This is a genomic window from Stenotrophomonas sp. GL_111 (genome assembly GCF_057835245.1).
On record NZ_CM174421.1, the window covers coordinates 63,962 to 90,702 of the forward strand.

General features: G+C 64.9%; 13 protein-coding genes and 1 pseudogene. 13 read left to right on the plus strand and 1 reads right to left on the minus strand.

Annotated features, from left to right (window positions below; translation table 11 throughout):
* Window positions 1–585: 585 nt before the first annotated feature.
* The 12 genes and pseudogenes from AC3IPM_RS00300 (at window position 586) to AC3IPM_RS00355 (ending at window position 23,894) form a co-directional block, all read left to right on the plus strand.
* Window positions 586–2,196 (plus strand): ShlB/FhaC/HecB family hemolysin secretion/activation protein, encoded by a 1,611-nt coding sequence (locus tag AC3IPM_RS00300; RefSeq protein ID WP_489301942.1) that lies wholly within the window; start codon window positions 586–588, stop codon window positions 2,194–2,196.
* Between the two features lie 82 nt (window positions 2,197–2,278).
* Entirely contained in the window at window positions 2,279–13,834 is an 11,556-nt protein-coding gene (locus AC3IPM_RS00305) for a hemagglutinin repeat-containing protein (RefSeq protein WP_489301943.1), read from the plus strand.
* Window positions 13,835–14,473, plus strand: a complete 639-nt coding sequence (locus AC3IPM_RS00310) for a hypothetical protein (RefSeq protein WP_489301944.1) — start codon at window positions 13,835–13,837, stop codon at window positions 14,471–14,473.
* Between the two features lie 18 nt (window positions 14,474–14,491).
* Entirely contained in the window at window positions 14,492–15,253 is a 762-nt protein-coding gene (locus AC3IPM_RS00315) for a hypothetical protein (protein WP_489301945.1), read from the plus strand.
* An 81-nt stretch (window positions 15,254–15,334) separates the two neighbouring features.
* Window positions 15,335–15,622: pseudogene (locus AC3IPM_RS00320) on the plus strand (helix-turn-helix domain-containing protein); the annotation flags it as partial.
* A gap of 174 nt (window positions 15,623–15,796) precedes the next feature.
* Window positions 15,797–16,579, plus strand: a complete 783-nt coding sequence (locus AC3IPM_RS00325; RefSeq protein ID WP_489301946.1) for an Imm49 family immunity protein — start codon at window positions 15,797–15,799, stop codon at window positions 16,577–16,579.
* A 191-nt stretch (window positions 16,580–16,770) separates the two neighbouring features.
* A complete protein-coding gene (locus AC3IPM_RS00330) occupies window positions 16,771–16,980 on the plus strand; it encodes a hypothetical protein (RefSeq protein ID WP_489301947.1) in 210 nt (69 codons plus the stop codon).
* 547 nt (window positions 16,981–17,527) lie between these two features.
* Window positions 17,528–18,151, plus strand: coding sequence for a hypothetical protein (locus AC3IPM_RS00335; protein ID WP_489301948.1), 624 nt, complete (start codon window positions 17,528–17,530; stop codon window positions 18,149–18,151).
* A 40-nt stretch (window positions 18,152–18,191) separates the two neighbouring features.
* Window positions 18,192–19,004 carry a bifunctional DNA-formamidopyrimidine glycosylase/DNA-(apurinic or apyrimidinic site) lyase gene (gene mutM / locus AC3IPM_RS00340; protein ID WP_489301949.1) on the plus strand — a complete coding sequence of 271 codons (813 nt, stop codon included), beginning with the start codon at window positions 18,192–18,194 and terminating at the stop codon, window positions 19,002–19,004.
* Between the two features lie 65 nt (window positions 19,005–19,069).
* A complete protein-coding gene (locus tag AC3IPM_RS00345; RefSeq protein WP_489301950.1) occupies window positions 19,070–19,633 on the plus strand; it encodes an ECF-type sigma factor in 564 nt (187 codons plus the stop codon).
* A 42-nt stretch (window positions 19,634–19,675) separates the two neighbouring features.
* The gene (locus AC3IPM_RS00350; protein ID WP_489301951.1) at window positions 19,676–22,213 is read left to right on the plus strand and encodes a protein kinase domain-containing protein; all 2,538 of its coding nucleotides are present in this window, start codon (window positions 19,676–19,678) and stop codon (window positions 22,211–22,213) included.
* 79 nt (window positions 22,214–22,292) lie between these two features.
* A complete protein-coding gene (locus AC3IPM_RS00355; RefSeq protein ID WP_489301952.1) occupies window positions 22,293–23,894 on the plus strand; it encodes an OpgD/OpgG family glucan biosynthesis protein in 1,602 nt (533 codons plus the stop codon).
* A 66-nt stretch (window positions 23,895–23,960) separates the two neighbouring features.
* Here AC3IPM_RS00355 and AC3IPM_RS00360 read toward each other — a convergent pair whose 3' ends face one another.
* Window positions 23,961–24,572: a thymidine kinase gene (locus AC3IPM_RS00360; protein WP_489301953.1), complete on the minus strand. Its 612-nt coding sequence runs from the start codon at window positions 24,570–24,572 to the stop codon at window positions 23,961–23,963.
* Between the two features lie 130 nt (window positions 24,573–24,702).
* Between AC3IPM_RS00360 and AC3IPM_RS00365 the strand changes: the two genes are divergently transcribed.
* Complete coding sequence (locus tag AC3IPM_RS00365; RefSeq protein ID WP_489301954.1) at window positions 24,703–26,679, plus strand: UvrD-helicase domain-containing protein; 1,977 nt, start codon at window positions 24,703–24,705, stop codon at window positions 26,677–26,679.
* Window positions 26,680–26,741: the final 62 nt, after the last annotated feature.

Genomic DNA, 26,741 nt, shown 5'->3' on the forward strand with positions numbered 1-26,741 from the left:
CATTTGGCCTTGCTAATTTTGACGCAAATTTAACTTTTGCTATTCTGTAGCCTCGATGTTCGCGCAAGCCTCAAGTCCTCCGGTCTCTGGCCGATAAGCTTCCTTGATGGAAGCTTTTCGGACAGATGACGGTACGTGGGCGCCGATGAAAGCACGCAGTTGAGGAGCAGGTAGCAGGAGCACAAGGTTGTGCAGGTGTGTGCGGACCCGGTGATGCGCCGGCGCTCCGCCGCCTATGCGCGTTGTTGCAGAGAGCGACCTGGAACGGGGGCAGTAGTGGGCGAACGGGCCGTGTGTGGCCGCGGACGTCCGGCTGCCGCAACATCACGATCCCGGTTTCATGGCAGTCGATCAGGTTGTACCGCACGCTTGGTGTATTGGCCGCGATGGAGAGCGGCTTGATGGGCACGGGCAGGACGCGGTGCGGTCGCGACGACGCACATGACCAGGACAATGGCAGGACGGTCTGGTTGAATGGATGCAGTAGCAGTGTCGTCTTGGCGCCCGCGGGGTGTCATGTTGTTTGCGCTATGCGCATGGCTTGCAGTCCCTGTAGTTGCCTGGGCGCAGCAAGGCCAGCCCTCGTTGGCCGATCAGCAGGCGTTGCGTGACCGCGCCGAGCGCGAGGCGCGCGAGCGTGCCGAACGCCAGGCCATTCCAGAAGTGACCCTGCCGGCGACGGCGGAGGTTTCCGATCATCGCGTGACCCGCCTTCCAGAGGAGTCGCCGTGCTTTCGGGTCGACGCGATCCTGCTTGAGGGCGCACACCGCGACACCTTCAGGTTTGCCCAACGCTACCTCGACAAGTACGCCGGACGTTGCATCGGCCAGGAGGGCATTGCCCTGATGGTCCGCCGGGCCTCGGACCTTATCCTGGCCAAAGGCTACGTCACCACCCGGATCGGACTCCCTGAGCAGAACCTTGGTGCCGGTACCCTGCGCCTGCAACTGGTACCCGGCGTGATCCGCCAGATCCGCTTCGCCGAAGGCGACCACCGTGACACGATGTGGAAAAGCGCGTTCCCCGCCCGTGCTGGCGATGTGCTCAATCTTCGTCAGCTGGAACAGGGCCTGGAGCAGCTCAAGCGCGTGCCGTCCCAGGACGTGGAAATGGAGCTTGTTCCCGGGGCACAGCCCGGTGAATCGGACGTGGTGATCACGCTGAAGGCGGCCCGTCGCTGGCGCGGTGCGCTGTCGCTGGATGATGGCGGCAGTGAAGGCACCGGCAAGCAGCAGGCAGGCGCCACGGTGTGGGCCGACAACCTGCTGGGTATCAACGATCTGTTGAGCATCGGCGTCAACAGCGACGGCAGTGCCGAGCGCGGCAAGGGGACCCACGGTTACAACGCCTCGTGGAACGCGCCGTTGGGCAACTGGCGTTTCTCCACCAGCACGTATGGGTCGCGCTATGCGCAGATCATCAATGGCGGCAACGAAGACTTCAGCAGTACCGGGCGCTCGCGCAGCATCGACCTGGGTATCGAACGGCTGCTCTGGCGTGGGCAGAGCTACCGCACCGCAATGGAATTGCGGATCGCGCAGCGTCGCTCGCGCAGTTTCATCGAGGGCAACGAGCTGCTGGGACAACGTCGCCGCACCACGTCGGCCGAGCTCGCACTGTTGCATCGCCAGTACATGGGCAGCCTGCAGGCAGACGTGCGTGTGGCGCACCGTCGCGGTTTGCCATGGTTGGGCGGGGACGATGATGCGCCGGGCCTTGGCGAACAGGCCCCCACCTTCCGGTATGCGATGACCGTGCTGGACATCGGCGTTGCTGCTCCGCTGCTGCAGGGCGCGCGCCCGATCTACTGGAACAGCGCGCTTCGCTACCAGTGGTCGTCCGATCCGCTATATGGCTCGGAGTTCATCAGTATCGGCGGCCGTTACACAGTCAACGGCTTCAATGGCGAAGTGGTGATGGGCGGTGGGACCGGTGGCTACTGGCGCAACGGTCTGAGCTTCAACCTGCATCGTCGCTTCGCGCCTTACGCCGGCGTGGACATCGGCCACATCGCCAACAACGCAGCCCAGGGCATTGCCGGTGGCGACCTGGTCGGTGCCCACGTGGGCGCGCGTGGGCAGGCGCTGGGCCTGGACTGGGATGCGTTCATCGGATTCCCACTCGAGGCACCGCGTGCCATCCGCGAACAGAGCGACGCCCGCGTGGTTGGGTTCCGCCTGGCAACGCAGTTCTAGTTCCCGGAACGCCGTAGTAGGCCGGTTGGCGCAGCCCGCCGGTGAAACCGTAATACCACGTGTCCCACATGGAAGACCCGTCATGATGACCCGCACCCGCCCCGCCGCCTCCCTGTCGCTGTCCGGTTCTCGCTTGCGAACCGGTGTGCTGGCCGCTGTGGTCACCCTGGTCTTCGGCGGACCGTTCAGCTCCTTTGCACAGGTGCAGCCGCAGGCCGGTGGGCAGACCCGCCAGGAACCGGCGGCAAACGGCGTGCCCGTAGTGCAGATCGCCGCCCCCAACGCGGGCGGGGTATCGCACAACCGTTTCGAGGACTACAACGTCGGGCGCCAAGGGCAGGTGCTCAACAACAGCGCTGTCACCACCCAGACCCAGCTTGCCGGCTATGTCCAAGGCAACAGCAACCTGTCGTCGGGGCAGTCGGCGCGGCTGATTCTCAATGAGGTCACCTCCAGCAATCGATCGCTGCTCCAGGGCCACGTCGAAGTGGCCGGTGCCGCCGCACAGGTGATCATCGCCAATCCCAACGGCATCACCTGTGACGGCTGCGGCTTCATCAACACCACCCGTGGCGTGCTGACCACGGGTACGCCACTGTTCGGCGGTGACGGCAGCCTGTCTGCATTCCAGGTTGGGCGCGGCACCATCCGTCTGGAAGGTGCTGGCCTGGATGCCGACAACCTGCAGCGGATCGACCTGCTTGCGCGTGCGGTGGAAATCAATGCTGGGCTGTGGGCCAAGGAAGCCAACGTGGTGGTGGGTGCCAACCAGATCGACTACGCCACCCTCGCCACGCACGCCATCCAGGGCGAAGGTGCCACCCCGGGCTTCGGCCTGGACGTGGCTGCGCTGGGCGGCATGTACGCCGGAAAGATCCGCCTGGTGGGCACCGAGGCGGGTGTCGGGGTGCGCAGCGCCGGTGCGTTGATCGCTACCGGCGGCGACTTCGTGCTGACCAGCGGCGGGGATGTGCAGCTGACGGGCCGCACCGCGGCAGCGGGGGATGTGGTGGTGGAAACCGGCGGCACGCTCACTGTCGCCGGCGTGACCCAGGCCGGCAACGATCTGCGATTGACCGGCCGCCAGTTGCAGCTGGCCAGCGAGGTGAGCGCTGCCAACCGGCTCGACGCGCATGCGCGGGATGGCCTGGAAACTTCCGGCAGCCTGCTTGCTGGCCGGGTCCAGCTGGGCGCGGACGGCAGCTTGAAGCTGGCCGGGCGAATTGAAAGCCGCGGTGATATCGACCTGCGTGGTGGCCTGCGCCTGGACAACAACGCCCAGGTGATCGCGGCGGGTCAGTTGCAGGCACGTGCCGAACGTATCACTCAACAGCAGGGCGCGCGCCTGGCAGCACAGGGCAGGGTGCAGTTGCAGGCCACTTCGCATATCGACAACGCTGGCGTGGTGATCGGTGGCGGCAGCACCCGCATCGAGGCGACGAGTCTGGACAACAGCGGCCAGCTTTACGGCCAGCGCGACGCTGCGCTGGCGGTCACCGGGACGATCGACAACCGTGGCCTGATCGGCGCCGCGCAGCGCCTTGATGTATCGGCGGGGGACCTGCGGCAGTCGGTGAGCGCCGAGCTGTCCGCCGGTGCCGATGTGCACCTGGACATTGCCGGCACGCTGGACAACGCCGGGCAGTTGATCGCCGAGAACGCGCTGCTGGCGCAGGCTGGTGTCTTCAACAACACCGGCACCACCGCAGCGGGCAATGCCACGCTGGTGCTGGGACAGCTGGACAACCGCGGTGTCGTTCTGGCTTCGGATACGCTGGACATCCAGGCCGCGCGTCGCCTCGACAACGCCGCCGGCGCGCGGCTGCGCGCGGGGGCGGCAATCGTGCTCGGCGCCGCCAACCTCGACAACGCCGGCGAGATCATCAGTGACGGCGATCTGCGGGTGAACGCTGCGACCCTGCTGAATCGCCAGCGCCTGGAGGCGGGGCGACGGCTGCAGCTGGACGCCGACGCTCTGGTACAGACCGCGCAGGGCCTGGCGCTGGCCCGTCAGCTCGACGTCAACACGATCGGCCGCCTGGAAAATGCCGGCCGCCTGCATGCCATCGACGCGCTGGCGCTGAGCGCCGGCAGCCTGGACAACACGGGCACCCTGTATGGCGCGAAATCAGCACGCCTGGACAGCCGCGGCGAGCTGCGCAATGCCGGCATCATCGCCAGCGATGCGACGCTGACCCTGCGCGCGCAAGCGCTGCAGAACCTGGCCGACGGCGATATCTCCAGCGCCGACCTGCTTGATATCGAGGTGCTGCAGGTGGCCGCCAACGCCGGCAATCTGTATGCACGGCAGGCACTGGCGCTGCGTGCAGGATCCATCGACAACACCGGCGCCGCCTATAGCGCCGGCCTGGCCACCGTGGTGGCGGCCGACACACTGAGCAATCGTGGCAGTCTGGTTTCGGTGCAGACGCTGGACGTGCAGGCCGGCGCTGTGGACAGTCGTGGCGATCTGGGCAGCGAGCAGTCCGACGTCGTGCTGACCACCACCGGCGACCTGGCGATCACTGGAAAGACGATCGCCGCCGGGCAGGTGCAGGCTCGGGCTGGTGGCACCCTGCGGCAGGGGGGCAAGGTCTACGCTGCGGCCGGCGTCGATCTGCGCGCGCAGCGCGATCTGCTGCTGTCTGGCAACCTGGACAGCAGCGCGGATATCGCACTGCACGCCAGCGATTCCCTCATCACCGAAGGCGAGGTCTATGCCAGTGGCGCCGTCACTGCCACGGCCGGCACCGTGCTGCGCAATACCGGCAGTGTGCAGGCGAGCGACCTGAGCCTGCAGGCCGGCACCGTGGAAAATCGTGGTCGGCTGCTGTCCAGCGGTGACGTGGACCTCGCCGGGGCCAGCGTGGACAACAGCGGGCAGATCGTGGCGGGATTGGGGGCCGATGGTCGCCTGGGCAGTACCGGGCGGGTCAGCATGACCGCGCAGGGATTGCTGCTGCAGTCCGGCAAGGTTCACGCGGGCCAACAGGTGGTACTGCAGGGGAGCGGCCTGGACCTGCGCAACGGCCTGGTCTGGTCTGGTGGCGATCTGGTGGCGCGTGCCACGGCCGGCAACCTTGACAACCGCAACGGCAGCCTCGCCGCGACCACGACCCTGCAGTTGGAAACCACGGGTGAACTGGTCAACCAGGGCGGCTCGCTGCAGGCCCGCCAGCTCGGCATCCTGGCGGCCGCACTGGACAACCGTGCCGGTGAGCTGATCCAGACCGGCAGCGATGCCCTGGTGCTCACCTTGAGCGGTGCACTGCGCAATGACGGTGGCCGCATCGCCGCCAACGCCACCGACCTGACCCTGGCAGTGGCGGTATTGGACAACGCAGGGGGTCGGATTGAACACGCCGGCACCGGCAGTGCGACCCTGCGTGCGTCCCAACTCGACAACCGCGACGCGGGTTTGATCGTCAGCAATGGTGCGCTGCTGGTGGATGTGGTGGAGCGCTTGAGCAACACCACCGGCAGCCAGATGAGTGCCGGCGGCGGCGCAGACATCCGCGCGCGCTGGATTGACAACAGCGGCGGCCGCATCGATGCGGTCGGCAACCTGCAGTTGCGTGCCCTCGAGACGCTGCAGAACAGTGCCGGCACCCTTGCCCAGCGTCAGGCTGGCACCCTGCAGCTCACCGCTGGCAGCGTGGACAACCGCAATGGCTTGATTGGCGGCGAAGGCACCGCCAGCGTCATCACCGCCAGCCTGGGCAACCAGAACGGCAATCTGTATGCGAAGCAGAATCTGACCCTGGATATCAACGGCGATCTCAGCAACGTCGGCGGCCTGCTGTACGCCGGCGGCCAGCTGCAGGTAGACGTCGATGGCGCGCTGGACAATCAGGGCGGCAGCATCGAAGCCTATTCCGCCTCGCGCGTTGCGGCATCCACGCTCGACAACCGTGGTGGACGGCTGGTCGTGGAAGGCGGCAACGACCTGACCGTCACCACGACCGGGACGATCAACAACGTCGACGGCGTATTGGGCACCGCTCAAGGCAGTCTGCAGCTCAGCGCGACGCACATCGACAACCAGCGCGGCAAGCTGGTCGCAGGACAGAGCGCAACGCTGCAGACTGCGTACCTGGACAACCGCAATGGCCGTGTCCACGCAGGCGCCGACCTGGTGCTGGACAACGCCGCTGCCACCGTCCTCAACGGTGCAGGGGAACTCTCTGCCGGCAATCTCTTCACCTTGCGTGCGGCTACCCTGGACAACAGCGGCGGCCGCCTCGTCACGCGCAGCAGCCGTCTATATCTGGGGGCATTGAACAATGCCAGCGGCGAGATCAGTGCCTACCAGCAGCTGTGGGCACAGCTGCAGGCGTTCCAAGGGGCGGGCCGCCTGTTTGGCGGTGCCGACCTGGAGCTGCACCTGGCCGGCGACTACCTGCACCAGGCTGGCCAGCAGCTGCAGAGCAACGGGCGCCTTGCGCTGAACGTCGCCGGTACGCTGACCAACCAGGGGCGCATCGAAACCAACGGCAGCCTGGAACTCAACGCAAACCAGATCAACAACACCGGCGCCGGCACAGTCAGCGCAGGCAACGGTGCCGGTACCGCCAGCGCCACGTTGAATGCCCAGCAGGGCATCGAGAACCAGGGCCGCATCGACGGCGATCGTGTGCAGACAAGCAGTGCGTGGCTGACCAACACCGGCACGGTGATGGGTGACCAGGTCACGCTGACGGCCAGCACGGTCACCAACGGTCGCGAACTTGGCAGTACCGTGCCCGTGCGCGACTACAACGAAGGCCTGATCGCCACTACCGGCACGCTGGCCATCAACGCCGATGTCTTCAACAACCTCGACGGCGAGCTGTACAGCATCGGCGACATCCGCATAGGGGGCCGCCACGGCGGCAACGCGCAGCAGATCACCAACCGCTCCGGTCGTATCCAGGCCGAACGTGACCTGGTACTGCTGGCGTTGGGCGTGCGCAATGAACGTCGCGTGCTGCAATACGAGACCAAAACCTACGCTGCCGCCGACCAGGCGGGCGATCCGGATGCAGGTGAGCATGGGGAAGAAGGTGTCCCCTACGAGATCTACGAACGCTTCTGCGGTGACGCACGCAATCCGTGTTTCATCTGGCGCCCGCAGGGCGTTACCCATGTAGATACCGTGCTCTCCGGTACGCGCGTCTATGCCGCCAGTGCCGCTGGTCAGTTGCTGTCCGGTCGCAACATGCAGATCGCCGGTACGGTCGATAACCTGTACTCGGCCATTGCCGCCGGCACCAACCTGACAATCAGTGGCCGCGGCTCGTCCAACAGCGACAACCCGGCCGATTGGGCAGGCGTGGTCAACAACGTGGGTTTGACGGCGACCAAGACCATTCGTCGCGTATCGACCTGGGAAGTCGAGTATCAGACCTGCGCCTCGCGCATGACCTGTGACGAAGAGCCAAACTGGGCGCGCGGCGAACTCGGTACAAGCACCGTCACCAAAGAGGTGGCACTGCCCGGCGGCAATGCCAGCATCACCGCTGGCCGCAACGTCACCATCGAAGCGCGCGAGGTCAACAACAGTGTCGTCAACGCCGGAAACGGCGGAACGGCTGCCGATATCGGCGGTTGGAACGGCGTGGGTGCTTACGTGCCGGGGCTGGGCAACGGCAGCCAGGCTGGCACGGCCACCGGCAGCACCGGGGCCCCCGATCCGGTGACGGGCGTCGCCACAGGCCCCGCCACGGGCACCTTGACCGGCTCTGGCCAGGCACCGCAGGTCGGCGTTCCTGCACCCGGTTCCAGCGGCGTGGTCAAGCCACCGCAGGTGGTGGGCACCGTACAGAACCCGCTGCCGGGCCTGCTGCCGCCGAGCAGCGGCCTGTACACCGTCAATCCGGGCGACCAGCGTTGGTTGGTGGAGACCGATCCACGCTTCGCCAACTACGGCCAGTGGTTGGGTTCCGACTACATGTTCGAGCGCCTCAACCTCAATCCGGATCAGCGCCTGAAGCGGCTGGGCGATGATTTCTATGAGCAGCGCCTGGTGCTGGAGCAGATCACCGGTCTGACCGGTCGCAAGTACCTGGATGCCGATCTCGACAATGGCATGGACCAGTACCGCGCCATGATGGACGGCGGTGTGGCCGAGGCCGGTCGTCTGCAGCTCACCGTGGGCATCGCGCTTTCCGCCGAACAGATGGCGGCGCTGGATGAGGACATCGTGTGGATGGTGGCCCAGGAAGTCGGCGGGCAGCAGGTTCTGGTGCCCGTGGTGTACCTGAGTCAGTCCACCGCCGACCGCCTGCAGTTGGGCGGCGCCGCGATCGCGGGCGAAAGCGTGGATATCCGTGCCGGCAACGTCACCAACCAGGGCATGATCAGCGCGGACTACCGCCTGTCGATCGATGCCGGCAGCCTGCTCAATGATCGCGGGGCCATGACCTCCGGCGGCAGCGTGCGCGTGTCGGCCGTGGAAGACATCATCAACAAGGATGGCCTCATCCAGGGCGGCAGCATCAGCCTGGTTGCCGGTCGCGACCTGCAGAGCGTGGCGAGCCTGGGCGTGGCCCGGATCGAATCCGCCGGTGGCCTGGAACTGGTCGCCGGCCGAGACCTGTCGCTGGTAGGCGCGCAGACCAGTGCCAAGGGCAACGCGGCACTGCAGGCCGGTCGCGACCTCAACCTGACCACCCAGCAGAGCGGCGCCTCGGGCGAAGTGTTCAACCGCACCACGCTGGACGTGGGTGGCAGCCTTGGCCTTCAGGCCGGGCACGACCTGACCTTGACCGCCGTGCAGGCGAAGGCAGGCAACGGCCTGAGTGCGGTTGCCGGCAATGACATCAACCTCAACGTGCTGACCACGCAGCAGGACAGCAACAACGGGCGCACCCAGAGCACGCGGCAGACCCTTCAGACCAGTGGGCTGGAGGCCGGCGGCAGCATGGCATTGCAGGCGGGACAGGACGTCAACCTCAACGCCGCCAACCTGACCGCCGGCAACGCGCTGGCCGTGGTGGCCGGGCGTGACCTCAACGTGGGCGAGGTCACCACCACCAACACCAGCGCAACGGACATTCGCCGCAAGCGCTACTCCCAGCAGACCGAAACGCTGGATGAAACCGTCCACGGCAGCGCGCTCAAGGCAGGCGGGGACATAGCGCTGATCGCCGGCCGGGACGCCACCCTCACCGCCGCCGGCGTGTACAGCAACGGTGGCACCGTTGCCGTCTCCGCAGGCCGCGACGTCGTGCTGGCAACGGCGGAAGAGGATCACAGCTTCGAGCAGGACACCTACAGCAAGAAGAAGAAAACCTTCTCCAGCACCACCACCACCACCCGCGAAACGTCGTCGGACACCTATGCGGTGGGTACCACGCTCAGTGGTGAAGGCGTGCAGATCGCCGCTGGCCGCGACATCAGCGCCACCGGCGTACAGGTCGGCGCAACCGGTGACGTGCTGCTGGCTGCAGACCGCAACATCACGGTGGAAGCGGCCACCGAACAGCACAGTGAATCGTTCGAACAGAGCAGGAAGAAGTCTGGCGTATTCGGCGGCGGCGGTGCCAGCGGCTTCGGTGGCATCGGCATCACCGCGGGCAGCCAGAAGGGCAGTACGGCCACTTCGCTGGAACAGACCACCCGCTCGGGCAGCATGATCGGCAGCCTGGAAGGCAACGTCAGCATGATCGCGGGTGGCGACGTCACCCTCAGTGGCAGCGACGTGCTGGCCGGCCGTGCGGCCGACGATGTGCTGGGCTTGGGGGGAAACATCGCCATCCAGGGCAAGAACGTCACCATCAATCCGGCCGAGGAAACCGAGCAGTACCGGGCCAGCCAGAGCAGCCGCAGCAGTGGCCTCTCCGCCACGCTCACCGGCACACCCATCGACACCATCCGCAACCTGCAGCAGGTCAGCAACAGCTCGGGCAGCACCGCGGACAAGGCCGGTGGCTACATCAAGGAACTGGGCGCGGCCTCGCTGACCCTGCCCGGCATCAACGTCGGCTATGGCAGCAGCAAGAGCCAGGGCAGCGTTGCGGTGGACACTACCACCCAGCGCGGCAGCAGCCTCAACGCCGCTGGCAACGTCAGCATCCGCGCCACTGAAGGCGACATCACCGTGGCGGGCAGCTCCATCGCCGCCGGCGGCACCGCCACCCTCGATGCCCAGCGCCACGTGATGCTGCTCACGAGCATCGACACCCAGTCCAACGACCGGGCGGGGTCTTCAAGCAGCAAGCAGTATGGTGCCAGCTCCATCTCACCGGGCGACATGATCCGCCATGTCCAGGGCGGGCCCAACAGCAGCGGCGTACGCATGTCGCCATACAACAGCGGCAACAGCGAAGGTGGCAGCAACCAGCAGGTTGTTGGCCAAACCGGCAGCACCATCAACGCCGACAAGATCAACCTGGTCAGCCGCGAAGGCGACATCACCCTGCAAGGAGCACAGGTCGCAGCGGAGAATGCGCTCAACGTGCTGGCCCAGAAGGGCGGTATCGAACTGCTGCCCGGCGAGATCACCCGCACCTGGCAGGAGACCCAACGCAGCAAGCAGATCGGCGACCTCGGTGGTGACGGCTATACGGGCAGCACCGGTGTGCGCACTGAGCTGCACGATGTCAATGGCCGCCAGACCGAGCAGAACAGCGTCCGCACCAGCCTGAGCAGCAACAAGGGCGACATCAGCGTGGTGGCCAAGCAGGACCTGATCGCGCGCGGCGCCGATATTGCTGCCGGCCACGACGTCACTCTGGTCGGTCGCAATGTCATCCTCGACGCGGCAACCGATACGTTGACCCAGGCCGAGCGTCACCGGGTCCATCAAGCCGGCGGCACCATCGCCCTGTCTGGTTACGGCGTACAGGCCGCGCAGGCGGCTGAAGCGGCGCAGCGTGCCTCCGACGCTGGCGACGACCGCATGGCAGCCCTCTATGGCGCACAGGCCGGCTATGCCGCCAAAGACGCCATGCAGGGCACTGGCGCAGCGGTGAAGGTGACCGCGAGCGTTGGCAGCAGCAGCGGCTCCAGCAGCAACACCCTGCACCAGTCCACGGAGCAGGGCAGCACGGTGTCGGCCGGGCGCAACGTCACCGTCATCGCCACCGGGGACGGTACCACCGGCGCCGATGGCTACGCCGCCAACGGCGACATCACTCTGCGCGGCGCGCAGATCAGCGCGGGCAACAACGCCAGCTTCGACGCTGCGCGCGACATCAACTTCCTGTCCAGCCAGAGCAGCAACCAACAGGACGGTACCCACAAGAGTGGCAGTGGCAGTGTCGGTGTGGGCTTCGGCCTGGGTGGCTCGCAGAACGGCTTCACCATTGAACTGGCAGCGTCGGCTGCGCGCGGTGATATCCAGGGCAATGGCACCACCCATCAGGCCACCCAAGTGGAGGCGGGCAACCAGCTGTCGCTGATCAGCGGCCGCGACGCCACCCTGCAAGGCGCCCAGGCTACGGGCGACAGCGTGCTGGCCGACATCGGTCGCGACCTGACCCTGACCAGCAGCCAGGATCGCCAGGTCTATGACCAGAAGGACCAGAGCGGCGGTTTCGGCGTCTCGCTGTGTATTCCACCGCTGTGCTACGGCACCAGCAGCGGCAGTGTCAGCTATGGCCAGACCGATATCCGCAACAACTACAACAGCACCACCCAGCAGACCGGTATTGCTGCCGGCGCTGGCGGCTACCAGATCAATGTGGGCAACCACACCCAGTTGGATGGCGCGGCCATTGCCAGTACGGCAGATGCCTCCAAGAACCTGCTTTCCACCGAAAGCCTGGGCGTTACCGATCTGGTCAACGTCGCCAAGTACAGCGGTAGCAGCCTTGGGGCCTCGGTCGGGTTCAGTGGCTCGATCGGTGACCAGAGCAATGGGGGGGGCAACCCGGGCGCTCCGACTGACAGCCGTTGGAACAACCCTGGAGCCAGTCCAACCTTGGGCATCGCGCAGGGCGACTCGGCCACCAGCATCACGCGTAGCGACATCTCCACTGGCACGGTGATTGTTCGCAACGGCGATGGCTCCGCCATAGACGGGTTGGAGCGTACGGCGACCGAGCTGCAGCAGGAGGGGCTGGCGAACAAGTTCGACGCTCAGAAGATTGAGCAGAACCTGGAGGCCGGGAAGATTGCCGGCGAAGTTGCATTCCGTACCGCCGGAGCTGTGGCAGAGAAGATGCAGCGCGATGCAATCAATGAGCTGATTGCCGCAGGCGCGGACCCTGAGGCGCAGGAAGCTGCCCGGGCCCGCATTGCAGCCTGGAGTGAGGGTGGAACGAACAAGGCCCTCCTGCACGGGCTGACGGGCGCTGTGGTGGCTGCGCTGGGCGGCGGCGATGCGTTGGAAGGAGCACTTGGTGCGGGTACGGTCGAGAAGGCAAAGGGTGCAATGGGGGAATACCTCCAGAAGACACTGGGGCTGAGCCTTGGTGACCCGATGTACAACGCACTGATGGAGGCCAGCAGCCTTGCTCTTGGCGCAGCAGCGGGGGGGGCTACTGGAGGAAGCACCGCGCTATCCGGTGATCAGTTCAATCGGCAGCTGCACCCCGACGAAATCATGTTCCTTGCCAGCAAGGCTGGCGAGTTCGCGAACGTACTTTTTGCATGCGGTAACCAATGCACGCCGCAGCAGGTAGCACAGGCCCGCGACAGGCTCATCCGAGAGGGATACGCCAGCGTCGACCTGATTGCGTCTGAAAAATACGAATCGGATTCGCTTGCTCAAAACTTCATCCGAACGAATCCTGTGATGTTCAGTTGGGGTGAGGGCTTCATCGAACCTGACTCCAGCAAAGTTCGCGACCCCAACATCTACAAGGATCTCTACGTCGGCAACCATCAGGCGTTTGATCTGCTGACCAGTGCCCTGATGACCGGCGGGATGACAGAATCCGCTGTACGCGTTACCTACAACAAGCAGCTTGGGGAGATGGCACAGGGCGCTGTCGGGCGCGACGGTCTCATGATCCTGGAGAACTTCACTGGCGACCTCGGGACCCTGCTGACCTTCGTTACTGGGTTCTTCGAAGGCAATGGAGACAAGTCGAGCATTGCGGCGATATCGTTGCTGATACCCGTAAAGCTGCCGGGTACGGGCAACACAGTCGCTGCGGTAGGTGAGTCGATTGCGCAGCAGGCGCTAAAGCAGGGAGAGCATGCGGCGGAGCAGATTGCTGCGGATGTTGCTGCAGCCGCGCAAAAGGCTCCACCACCGAGAACGCTCGATCAGCTACTGTCCGACGGGAGGGTCCCGGGTCCTGAGAACGGTGAATTCGCTCGATGGTTTGATGATCTTACGGTTGAAGAGCTTGATCTCATCTGGCAGAACCCAACTATAAAGCGAGTGGTCGAGCGCAGAATTCGTGCCCCAGGTGGACTGCACGAGTGGTGCATGGTCTGCAGGGCACCTGAGTTCAAAGAATGGGGCGTGCCGATGAGCGAAATTCAGCGATTCAGAACCGAGACAAAGTCGTTAGAATGGATCAACCCCTCAACTGGCCTACCAGGCAAGCACGGCGGGCATGGCTCTGGCTCCTTCCACAATGAGCTGAAGGATGTAATCGACAGTAGTAAATCCTTGGAAGAGTTTAATCTACGCGTCATCGAGCTTCGTGATCGATGGAAAATTGACCCGAGTTTGTTGCCCCCGCTGCCTAAAAAGACCTAGATGAACGATTTGCTAAAAGACTGGATCCTATTTTCAGAAGGAAAGCGTGACTTTGAAAAGTCGCACTTCCTTGGGCTGTTTAAGAATCAGCTTAATGAAAAACAGCTGCTCTCTGTCTTTGCTGGAATTCCGTCCGGGGCAACGCTGTATCAGAGAACTAAGAATGTTCTCGATTCTTCCAGCCTAGATAGCTATCTCTACTTCCAGCCCAAGAGCGACGCTAATCGTCTACTCATGGTGTCTGCGGCCAAGACATGGCTGGAGGAGCTTTCCAGGTTTTGTGTCGAGCGGGGAAATTCAAAACTTCACGGGATAGTGGCAGGCTCACGTGTTGTCGTCCAGGATCGTAAATCATTCCAGATGCCTATAAGTTCGGACACCCCAGCCGGATGGATGCTCTCATTTGTAGGCGATGAAGTTGATTATGCTCTTGGGGATGTAGGTCCAGTAATTGATGGTCTTATGGAGGCGCTTTACGGAATTGCGGCTGACTACTATCTCTGTTGGTACGTAATGATGCCCATGATTCCGCTTTCGCTGAACTTTGATCCGTACTTCTCCATCTGGAGCCAAGGCGCCCGACCAGTGCTGACGGAAGATGCCTTGGTGCTACTTGTGGAGACTGATGGGGGGCTGTAGACCAGCATGGCTATCCTAATGAAGACATACGTCAAAACTGCGCTTCGTAGCCGCATCGATACGAAGTCACAGGAGGTTGGAAGGGCGTTGCTAAACGTACTCTCCCTGGGCGACGGGCATCTGTATCCGCAGCAGGTGTCCCACAACCCAGATAGATTCAAGGATGGTTTTAAAGGCGCTGATGCCTTGGATCTCTGGTGGAACGAAGTGGCGCAGATGCGGGTTGAGGGTACTGTCTCTGATTTCAGCCTTGACTTTGCGTGGAGGCGAAAGGACGCAGTGAAGTCGACCGGCTACGTTCGCCATACGATGCGAAACAACCGGGGAGCAGTGGTGCCTGGGACGGTTAGCCTTACGGCCCAGTGGAGTCCGGAGATAGAGTGGATTGAAGTCTTTCGCGCGCTCATTGGCGTCTTTCCCCCTCGTTTGGCGATGCTCCATCTTTTCACCTCTCCGGAAATAGGGCGGCCGAGTTCATGGTCGTCTTTCGAAGCGGGATCGTTTGGGGCAGCTTTGAATCCAGATATCACCAATATCGCGTGGGCTATGTACTACGGAGATGAGTTCGCAGATGAAGGAGATCGTCAGAAGATGCGCGAACGGGGATTTTCTGTAGACGAGCAGTCCAATGGATACCTCGTCACCGTGATCAAAAGGTTGGAAGATGTGACGAATGATTTCGATTCCTTCTCACGTCGCCGCGCAGAGCTCAAGACGTTGTACCGCCCCGGAAGATTTCGGATTGAGGAAGAGCCCATGCTTGAGCGCGATGTCACCTGATCAAAAGAGGGCGGTCTCAAGAATCAAGTGCTTGGACTCAACTTCCAAGTGCAATACCCCGCAATCACTTGGGGTGGCCGCATGGGAAAGCAGTACAGTCATGTGAGTTCCCAAGAGCGTGCCGTGCTTCAGATCGAGCGCGGTAACGGTGCGAGCATCCGCTCCATCGCGCGCCGCCTCGGTCGTAGTGCGTCCACGTTGGCGCGTGAAACGGCTCGGCAGCATGGATCTGTCTACGCTGCCAGGGTCGCGGCACAGAACTATAGGTTGCGCCGCTGAGCCTGCGTTCGTAGGCGCAAGCTCGTTGAGGACAGCGTGTTCTTGCAGGAGATCGGTGACCACCTCGTTCTGTACCGCTGGTCGCCTCGACCTTGAACTCCTGCGTGTATCGCTTGCTGCTCATAGACACCCCTAGTGCTGCTGTGAATTATGGCTGCAAGGTGTCTAGGAAAGTCGGGGCGATTCAGTGAGGGTTGGCTCGGCGACGGTAGACAGGACAATAAGAGAGGCTGTCGCGGTGAGTGAAAGTCGGTGGTGACGAACGTGAAGAGCGCTGACTACCTCAGTGACATAAGCGGCGCGATTGAGCTGCTGCGCCATCGGATGCAGCCGGGTCAGTTCTATGACGCGGAATCCTGTCTTCGTTTCATCGGGACAAATACGGGTGACCCGTACGCCTGCAAAGAGCGTCTGCACATGTATGCAATCGCTAAGGCGATGCTCTCGTGGTTCGAGGGGCAAGACCTGGAAGGGATGAAGCAGTGGTCGTACGTTGCAGCAAAGATCAGGCGCATCCTGTTTCAGGAGCGTCCAGCAAAAGACTGCCGTACGTCCATGTATTTGACGCCTTTGCTTTCCGACAACGTGGACCTCGTCGAGTGGTTCTCGCGTTTCGACTATCCATTCACGCCGGGAAGTGGCTCGCTATCTGGGAAGCGTCGTAACAATCCAAAAATGGATGAGTACTACCACTACAACACCCTGCTGGCGTTGCGTGGTGATTGGGAAACCTTGGTCCCGCGCTGCGAGGTATTTCTGGGGGATGTGCCTGCCAAGCTTGGAAGCTACCAAGCTGACTATCGCTTTCACATGGCGCTCGCGGAAGGGGACGTCGCCGGCATGGAAGCCTCCCTGGACGATTTGGTCGAGCCAAAGCTGATGAAGCGTCGGCAGGAAGAGGAAAGCGGTACCACCGGGCCATTCATATGCACGTTCGCGGTTGTCTACGCAAAGATTGCATGGCTTCACGGTCATCAGGTACAGGTGTCATCTCCATACGTGCCGAAGGAGTGGTTGCCCATTGCGCCGCTACCGAAGTACGAATAGGCGTTTGCGTTCATGACGGAGTCTGACGACTCGATGCCGGTTCCAAGCACCTGATGATGGATTTGATCGTGAGGCCACCGCGCCTCGACCATGGAGCAGCCGGTGTTTGCCATCCGCTCGAGTCGTATCAAGAACCTGCAGACGGGTGAAGAGCTCCGCAAAGAGAGTCCCTACACCTGCAACGCAGCGAAATGACGCGCGAGGTGGCCGAGGCTCATGGTCCGATCAAGCTCAAGGTCATGGCGGACTACGGGTGCTTTGTCATCTGGGATGACGGGTTCCCGACCGGTGCCATCGATCCTGCATCGCTGCCATTGACGCCTTGGTTGGTCGACGATCTGCAGCAGTGGGCGGATATCTTCGATTCCATGCTCAATTGGGACGATCCGCATGAGGACTAGTGGACTGCAGAAAGGGAGCAGGCCTTCAATGCGCAGGGCAGGATGCTGACTTGCCGCGTTGCGGTTGAGCTCCGCAGTGGATACGCCGTCCGATACTGGCGTGGGGCGGAATCGCATGACGCGCGGCATTTTGAGCTCTAGGAGAAGATGCAGTGATTCCGGAAGACGTTGTCATTTGCCAGAAAATAGTCGCGCTCATCGATCAGGGTATCGTCGATGGTTACGACGCCTTCTCCTACGCCTGCAAGGTGGCGCAGGCTTCATCCACACGGAGCTGGCCGTTGAGCTGGATGGAATTACCAGCAGCTCGGTCCGGGAAGAGATTGACGGTTTGGGGATGATCAGAGCAGCGACCGGGTTACAGAAGAGCGCCGCGAGCCGTGGCGAAGGTTGGACATCGTTCGTGATGTGCTATCGGCGCGGCGGGAAGGTTGCCGTGAACTACGTTCGCGGCGACGCTTTCATGAGTGCGCCATGACTACTGACACGTATCCGCAACTTGGAACGCGGCGCCGTTGCTCGAAGAAGCTGTCAAGGAAGCTGGGAAATGAATGAATACCTTGATGAATGGCTGGAGTACTGTGCTGGCAGACGCGACCGGGATTCCTGCAACCTTCTGGGTCTGTTCAAGTTGGACTTGAGCTCAGAGGAATTGGATCTGGCGCTTGCTTCGTTTCCCCATGCGGAGGAGATGAAGGCTAGGCTGGTGAAGCTGCTGGACACGGGTGAACTGGGGAACTATCTCTATCTTCATCCGCAGGGGCGTGCTTCCCGCGACGCGCTGGAACAGGCGGCGAAGGCGTGGCTGGGCGAGCAGGCAAGGTTCTGCCTTGAGTGCGGGAACGCAGAGCTTCATCAGCTTGCTTCAAACGTGGCTGTCACATTTGTAGGCGAGGAGGCGTACTACGCAGCGCTGATGCGTGATCATGCTGGCAGCTGCATATCGGAGTTCGTAAGCGACACGCTGATTGCGTCCTACAGTGAATTGCCACCTTCGATCTACGGGCTCGGCGAGGCGCTCTACGGGATCGCCGCTGATTACGATCTGGCTTGGTACGTGATGCAGCCCTTGCTGGAGGTCTCAATTGACTTCTCGATCTACTATGAGTTCTGGCGAATGGGCGGGCAGTCTTTGCTGAGTGACGAGGGCCTGTTGGTTCGTGCGGATTGATTCCGTGAACGACTGGGAGGGCGTGCCTTAGAATCTCCCCATGCCCGAGCTCCCCGAAGTAGAAACCACCCGCCGCGGCCTTGCCCCCCACCTGGAAGGCCGCCGCGTGCATGGCGTGATCCTGCGCCGGGCGGACCTGCGCTGGCCGATTCCGCCGGAGATCAGCGCGCTGCTGCCCGGCCAGGCCATCGACGGCGTGCGCCGCCGCGCCAAGTACCTGCTGCTCGATACCGCCATCGGCAGCGCGCTGCTGCATCTGGGCATGTCCGGCAGCCTGCGCGTGCTGCCCGGTGATACCCCGGTACGGGCGCATGACCACGTCGATATCAGCCTGGACAACGGCCGCCTGCTGCGCTTCAACGACCCCCGCCGGTTCGGCAGCCTGCTCTGGCAGCCGGCCGGGGAAACCCACGCGCTGCTGGCCGCGCTGGGCCCGGAGCCACTGGAGCCGGCGTTCGACGGCGAGTACCTGTTCCAGCGCAGCCGTGGCCGCAGCGCCTCGGTGAAGACCTTCCTGATGAACCAGGGCATCGTGGTCGGGGTGGGCAACATCTACGCCGCCGAGAGCCTGTTCATGGCCGGGATCAACCCGCTGCGTGAAGCCGGGCGGATCTCCCGCGAGCGCTACGAGCGGCTGGCCATGGCGGTCAAACAGATCCTCGGCCACGCGATCACCCGCGGCGGCACCACCCTGCGCGATTTCATCAACCCGGACGGTGCGCCGGGCTATTTCGAGCAGGAACTGCTGGTGTATGGCCGTGAAGGCCAGCCCTGCCGCCAGTGTGGGCGGCCGCTGCGCCACGCCACCATCGGCCAGCGCGCCAGCGTGTGGTGCGCGCACTGCCAGCGCTGAATCCTCGCGCCTTCCTCGCTTCGGCGGCGGTATAGTCCGCCCAACATCACCGGCGGGGGTGTGCGATGGACGAAGGCCCGGATATCACCGTATGGCTGGATTCGGCCCGTGCGGGCGACCGCGCCGCATTGGACCGGGTGCTGACCCTGCTCTACCAGGAGCTGCACAGCATGGCCCGGCGCCAGCTGGCCGGGCAGCAGGGGCGCACCCTGGATGCCACCTCGCTGGTCCACGAGTCCTACCTGAAGCTGCTCGGCGCCCGGGGCGCGGCGCGCTTCGAGGACCGCGCGCACTTCTTCGCCTATGCCGCCTCGGCGATGCGCAGCGTAGTGGTGGACTACGCGCGCAACCGGTTGGCGCGCAAGCGCGGCGGTGACCTCAAACGGGTGGAGCTTCCGGAGAACAGCAGCAGCGGCGTGCGCATGGACGAAGACCTGCTGGCGCTGGACGTGGCGCTGGCGCGGCTGCAGGCGGTGGATGGGCACCTGGCCAAGGTGGTCGAGCTGCGCTATTTCGCCGGATTGTCCGAACAGGAGATCGCCGACCTGTGCCAGCGCTCGGAGCGCAGCATCCGGCGCGACTGGCAGAAGGCGCGCATGTTCCTGCTGGCCTCGGTGCGCGAGGACTGATCCACCGGTAAGCCCAGGGCCCCGCGTGGCGGCGTGGGCGGCATGCAGCGTTCGGGGAGCGGAGCGATGGAGGCGTCACGCTGGCGGCAGCTGTCCTGCCTGCTGGACCAATTGCTGGAACTGCCCGAAGCGCAGCGTGAGGTGCGCCTGGCGCAGCTGCACGCGGCCGATCCCGTGTTGGCCGAGGACCTGCAGCGGCTGCTCGCACACGAGCGCGACAGCCGCGAGTTCATGGCCCAGCCGCTATGGACGGCCGCGCCGGAGGACAGCCGCGCCGGTACCCGGATCGGCCCCTACCGGCTGCTCCGGCCGCTGGGCGAGGGCGGCATGGGCGAGGTCTGGCTGGCCGAGCGTGCCGACGGGCTGTACCAGCGCCAGGTGGCGCTCAAACTGCTGCGCAGCGGCTATGCCGACCCGGGCCTGCGCCAGCGTTTCAGCCGCGAACGCGAGATCCTGGCCCGCCTGCAGCACCCGCACCTGGCGCAGCTGCTGGATGCCGGGGTGGATCTGCAGGGCCAGCCCTACCTCGCCCTGGCCTATGTCGAAGGCGAGCCGATCACCGACTACTGCCAGCGCCTGCAACTGCCGCTGGAGCGCCGCCTGCAGCTGATGCTGCAGGTCTGTGCGGTGGTCAGCCACGCGCACGCCAACCTGATCGTGCACCGCGACCTGAAGCCCTCCAACATCCTGGTCACCGCCGAGGGCGAGGTGAAGCTGCTGGATTTCGGCATCGCCAAGCTGCTCGATGGCCAGGACACGCGCGACACCGGCCCACATCCGCCTACCGAAGCGCGCGCGTTCACCCTGCACTACGCCGCGCCGGAGCAGGTCCGTGGCGAGCCGGTGACCACGCTGACCGATGTGTATTCGCTGGGTGTGGTGCTGTTTGAAGTGATCACCGGGCGCAAACCCTACCGGCTGCGCCGGCACAGCGATGCCGAGTGGGAGCGCTCGATCATGGAGGTCAATGCACCGCGCGCCTCCAGCGTGGTGCTGCGCGCCAGCGGCGACGGTAAGCCACCCCCGGCAGCCGCACGGCGGCTGGCGCGGCGCCTGCGCGGCGACCTCGATACGATCCTGCTCAAGGCGCTGCAGAAAGACCCGGCGCAGCGCTACACCTCCATCGAGGCGCTCGCCCAGGACCTGCACCGCTTCCTGGAAGGCCGCCCGATCCACGCGCGCCCGCAGCGCAGCCTGTACCGCCTGCAGAAGTACATCGGCCGGCACCGCTGGGGCGTGGCACTGGGGTCGTTGAGCGCGCTGGCACTGGTCTCGCTGGCGGGGGTGGCGCTGTGGCAGATGCAGCAGGCACAGCGCGAGATCGCCCGCGCCCAGGCCATGCAGGAATTCACCGTGGGCTTGTTCGACCGTGCGGCCGGTGTGCGCCACGGCAGTTTCGACGTGCGCCAACTGCTGGCCACCGGGCAGCAGCGCGGCGAGGCCGAACTGGCCGATCAGCCGTTGTCGCTGGCCGACCTGGAGGGGGTAATCGGGCGGCTGCGCATCGGGATGGGCGACTACCAGCTGGCACTGCAGACACTGGACCGGCAGCGCGCGTTGCTGGAACAGGTTCCGCAGGTGCCCCCGACCCTGCAGCTGGAAGCGGTGACCCAGCGCGGCCGCGCGCTGCGCATGCTCGGGCGTTCGCGCGAGTGCGTGGCGCACATGACCCCGATGCAGGTCCTGGCGCTGCAGCAGCGCGCGAGCCTGCCCAGTCTGGTCGCCGAATACCAGGCCCAGCTGGGCCGCTGCCAACAGCTGCTCGGTTACCGCCAGCAGGCGCGCGCGGCCTTCAACGCGGCCCTGGCACTGCGTCGCGACGTGCTGCACGACGCGGTCGGCAGCGCCGACAGCCTGGCCGACCTGGCCGCGCTGGACAGCGATGAAGGCCACGACCAGGCCGCGCTGTCCGGCTACCGGCAGGCGCTGGCGCTGCTGCAGAGCCGGGTCGGCGCACGCCACCCGCAGAGCATCACCCTGCGCCGCCATCTGGGTGAAACCCTGGCCGCGCAGGGCGAGCTGGCCGCGGCCGAGCAGAGCCTGGACCTGGCCTTGTCCGACGCGCTGCGCCTGTATGGCCCTGAACACCCGGAAACGTTGTCGATCCGCCGGTTGCACGGGGTGTTGGCGATGCGTCGCGGGCAGCTGGTGCAGGCCGAACAGATGCTGCAGGAGGTGCTGCGCTCGACCCGCCAGGTGGTGGGGGAACAGCACCGCGACACCGGGCTGGCCTGGCATGCGCTGGGCCAGCTGGCCCTGCAGCGCGGCGACGTGGAGGCGGCCGTGGCCGACCTCGCCCGCGCCGTGGTGATCTGGCGCCAGCCCGACTGCGTGGGACTGTTGCCGCAGGGCCTGTACGACTATGGCCGCGCGCTGGCCCAGGCCGGGCGCGACCGCGATGCCCTGGCCGCGTTGCACGAAGGGCGCCAATGGCAGGCCGCCCAGCGCGGCGAACACGACCCGCTGGTGCAGCGGGCCGACCACCTCAGCGCGCAGCTCCTGCGCGCGCGCACGGACACCGTCCCGGCCGCCAGCCCCGCCGTGGCCGACGCCGCGTACGGCCCGCAACCGCCTGGCTGAACGCCGCGCACGCACCACCTCGGCGAATTAACGTTCGCCTGCCTATGATGGCCGGCCCTTTCCTGCCATCGCTGCCTGCATGCAACGTCGCGACTTCATCCGCAATGCTTCCCTGGCCCTGGCTGCGATCGGCCTTCCCGCGCTGCCGGCCTGTGCCGCGCAAGGCTCCCAGGTGGGGCTGCGCCGGCTCGGCCAGCCGCAGCCGTTCGACTTCGCCACCCTCAAGGGCCAGGCGCGGGCGCTGTCGCAGGCCGCCTACCAGACCCACAAGCGCACCCTGCCCGGGCCGCTGGAGGCGCTGGACTGGGACCAGTACCAGTCGATCAGCTACCGCCAGGACCACGCCTTGTGGGCGGACAAGCCCGGCAAGTACCAGGCCAAGTTCTTCCACCTGGGCCTGTACTTCCATTCCCCGGTGCGCATGTACGACGTGGTCGATGGCACCGCGCAGGAGCTGGCTTACGATCCCGCCGCGTTCAATTACGGCAAGAGCGGGCTCAAGGGCAGCCACCTGCCGGCCGACCTCGGCTTTGCAGGCTTCCGCCTCAACACCCGCCAGGACACCGACCGCGACTTCGCCGCGTTCCTGGGCGCCAGCTATTTCCGCGCGGTCGGCAAGGAAGGCCAGTACGGCCAGTCCGCGCGTGGCCTGGCGATCGACACCGGGATGGGCCGGCCGGAGGAATTCCCCGACTTCATCGCCTACTACCTGGAACAGCCGGCCGCCGATTCCAACACCCTGGTGGTGTACGCGCTGCTGGATTCGCCCAGTGTCGCCGGTGCCTACCGTTTTGCGATCACCAACGGCGATGTGCTGCTGATGGATATCGATTGCGCGCTGTACCCGCGCAAGGCGATCGAGCGGCTGGGCATCGCCCCGTGCACCAGCATGTACCAGGTGGGCGAGAACGACCGCCGCATGGCCTGGGACTGGCGCCCGGAGATCCACGACACCGATGGCCTGTCGCTGTGGACCGGCGCTGGCGAGTGGATCTGGCGCCCGCTGTGCAACCCGGCCAACCTGCGCTTCAACATGTTCGTGGACAACAACCCGCGCGGTTTCGGCCTGCTCCAGCGCGACCGCAACTTCGACCATTACCAGGACGACGGCGTGTTCTACGAGAAGCGCCCGTGCCTGTGGGTGGAGCCCAAGGGTGAATGGGGCAAGGGCTCGGTGCAGCTGGTTGAAATCCCCACGGTGGATGAAACCTTCGACAACATCGTCGCCTTCTGGAACCCGGAAGCGAAACCGCAGCCGGGCCAGGAGCTGCTGCTCGGCTATCGCCTGTACTGGGGCGCCGAGCCGCCGGCGCGGCCGCCGCTGGCGCACTGCGTGGCCACCCGCACCGGCCTGGGTGGGGTGATCGGCAAGAAGCGCGAGTACTTCTCCTGGCGTTTCGCGGTCGATTTCGAGGGCGGCGAACTGGCCGCGCTGATCGACAAGGGCGAAGTGGAAGCGGTGGTCCAGACCAGCCGTGGCCGCACCGAGATCGTCTCGGCGCGCCCGCTGCGCGAGATCAAGGGCTACCGCGCGATGTTCGACCTGGTGCCGCCGGACACCACCACCGAGCAGATCGACATCCGCCTGTACCTGCGCAGTGGCGGCAAGACCCTGACCGAAACCTGGCTGTACCAGTACAGCCCGCCGCCGGTGGGTGCGCCGGAGCGCACGTTGTATTAAGGATGATGGTGAGGCGGGGCCCACGGTTTGCGTCGCAAATCGTGGGGTGAACACGCGAATGCGGGTTCAAACCGCCTGCATGGGGTCGATCCGGCCTTCACCCCGCGTGATCTTCTTGAACTCCGCGCGGCTCACCGACACGTAGCGCTCGTTGCCGCCGATCTCCACCTGCGGGCCGTCCTGTACCGCGTGGCCGTGTTCGTCCACGCGCACGGTCATGGTGGCCTTCTTGCCGCTGTGGCAGATGGTCTTGATCTCCTGCATCTCGTCGGCCCAGGCCAGCAGGTACTGGCTGCCTTCGAACAGCTCACCGCGGAAATCGGTGCGCAACCCGTAGCACAGCACCGGAATACGCAGCTGGTCGACCACCTCGCTCAGCTGCCAGACCTGGCTGCGGGTCAGAAACTGCGCCTCATCCACCAGCACGCAGCCGAGCTTGCCCTGGGCGTCCCGGTCGTCGGCGATCAGCCGTTGCAGGTCGGTGTCACGGTCGAAGGCCACCCCATCGGCCTTCAGCCCGATCCGCGAGGCCACCACGCCGCGCCCGGCACGGTCGTCCAGGCGCGGGGTGAGGATGGCCACGCGCATGCCGCGCTCGCGGTAGTTGTGCGCCGACTGCAGCAGGGTGGTGGTCTTGCCGGCGTTCATCGCCGAATAATAGAAATAGAGCTTGGCCATCGGCCAATTCTAGACGCCCGGCCGGTTCCCGTCGCCGCCTGACCTCTGTCGCGGACGAAGCTGTCCACCTCGGCCGACCGCTGCGACCGGGCCGGGCACCCGGCTACAATGCCCCTCCCCCGGAGATGGCATGCACGGTCTCAATCCCCCCCAACACGCGGCAGTGATGCACTGCGAAGGTCCCCTGCTGGTGCTCGCGGGCGCGGGCAGCGGCAAGACGCGCGTGATCGTGGAGAAGATCGGCCAGCTGATCGCCAGCAAGCGCTACCCGGCGCGGCGGATCGCGGCGATCACCTTCACCAACAAGTCGGCCAAGGAAATGCGCGAGCGCGTGGCCAAGCGCCTGCGCGGCGAAGACGGCGACGAGGTGACCATCTGCACCTTCCATGCGCTGGGCTTGAAATTCCTGCAGATCGAGCACGCCTCGGTGGGCCTGAAACGTGGTTTTTCGATCTTCGATGCCGATGACGCCACCGCGCAGGTCAAGGACCTGATGTACGGCGCCAAGCCGGACGACATCGAGGACGTGAAGAACCTGATCTCGCGCGCCAAGAACGCCGGGCTGTCACCCGAGCAGGCGATGGCGGCCGCGCGCAGCAACCGCGAGAAGGAAGCGGCCAGCGTCTACGAGCGCTACCAGCTGCGCCTGACCGCGTTCAACGCGGTGGACTTCGACGACCTGATCCGGCTGCCGGTGCAGGTGCTGGAGGAAAACCCGGACATCGCCTTGGCCTGGCGCGAGCGGATCGGCTACCTGCTGGTCGACGAATGCCAGGACACCAACGATGCGCAGTACCGGCTGCTCAAGCAGCTGGCCGGCAGCAAGGGCAACTTCACCTGCGTGGGTGATGACGACCAGTCCATCTACGCCTGGCGCGGCGCCAATCCGGAAAACCTGCAGCAGATGGCGCGCGACTACCCCGCGCTGGAAATCATCAAGCTGGAGCAGAACTACCGCTGCTCCAACCGCGTGCTGCGCGCGGCCAATGCGCTGATCGCCAACAACCCGCACGAGCACCTCAAGAAACTGTGGAGCGACCAGGCAGACGGCGAGCGCATCCGCGTGTGGGAGTGCCGCAACAGTGAGCACGAGGCGGAGAAAGTCGCCGCCGAGATCGCCTACCTGGCCACCTCCAAGCAGATTCCGTGGAGTGATTTCTGCATCCTGTTCCGCGGTAATTTCCAGTCCCGCCCGTTGGAAAAAGCCCTGCAGCTGGTGCGCGCGCCGTACCACATCACCGGCGGCACCGCGTTCCTGGAACGCCAGGAGGTCAAGGACACCCTGGCCTGGCTGCGTCTGCTGGTGAACCCGGACGATGACACCGCGTTCATGCGCGCGGTGCAGTCGCCCAAGCGCGAAGTCGGCGCGGGCACGCTGGCCAAGCTGGCCGAACTGGCTTCGGAAAAAGACCTGCCGATGGCGCATGCGGCCGAGGCGATCGGCGCGTTGTCGCAGCTGCCACCGCGCGCGGCCAATGGCCTGAGCCGCTTCACCGACATCCTGCGCGATCTGCGTGCCGGAATGCCGCAGCTCAGCTCGGGCGATCTGGTACGCCGGCTGGTCAAGGAATCCGGGCTGGTCTCGGAACTGCGCGGCGCCTGCAAGGAAGAATCGGTGTACCAGCGTCGCCTCGGCAACCTGGAAGAATTGGCGCAGTGGTTTGAAGGCGGCCCCCGCGGTGCCACCACCGCCGACCTCGCCGCGCAGCTGGCGCTGTTGTCGCGCAACGACAAGGACGATGGCGGCAACCAGGTGCGCATGATGACCATGCACGCCTCCAAGGGCCTGGAATTCCCGTACGTGTTCATCATCGGCTGCGAGGACGGCGTGCTGCCGCACCAGGTCAGCCTGGACGAAGGCAATCTTCAGGAAGAACGTCGCCTGCTGTACGTGGGCATCACCCGCGCCAAGGTGCAGCTGTGGATGAGCTACAGCAAGCTCACCCGCAAGTTCGGCGAGCACGTGCGGCTCAAGCCGAGCCGTTTCTTCGATGAAATTCCGGCCGAGGAAATGCAGCGCGACGGCGCCGATCCGGTCGCCGATGCCGTGCGCAAGAAAGAGCGCGCCAGTGCCGGCCTGGCCGCGATCCAGGCCCTGTTCGACTGAGCATGGCCCCCCACGGGGTGGCGCTACGGCACAATCGCGGTATCGCCACCAACCGGTACCCG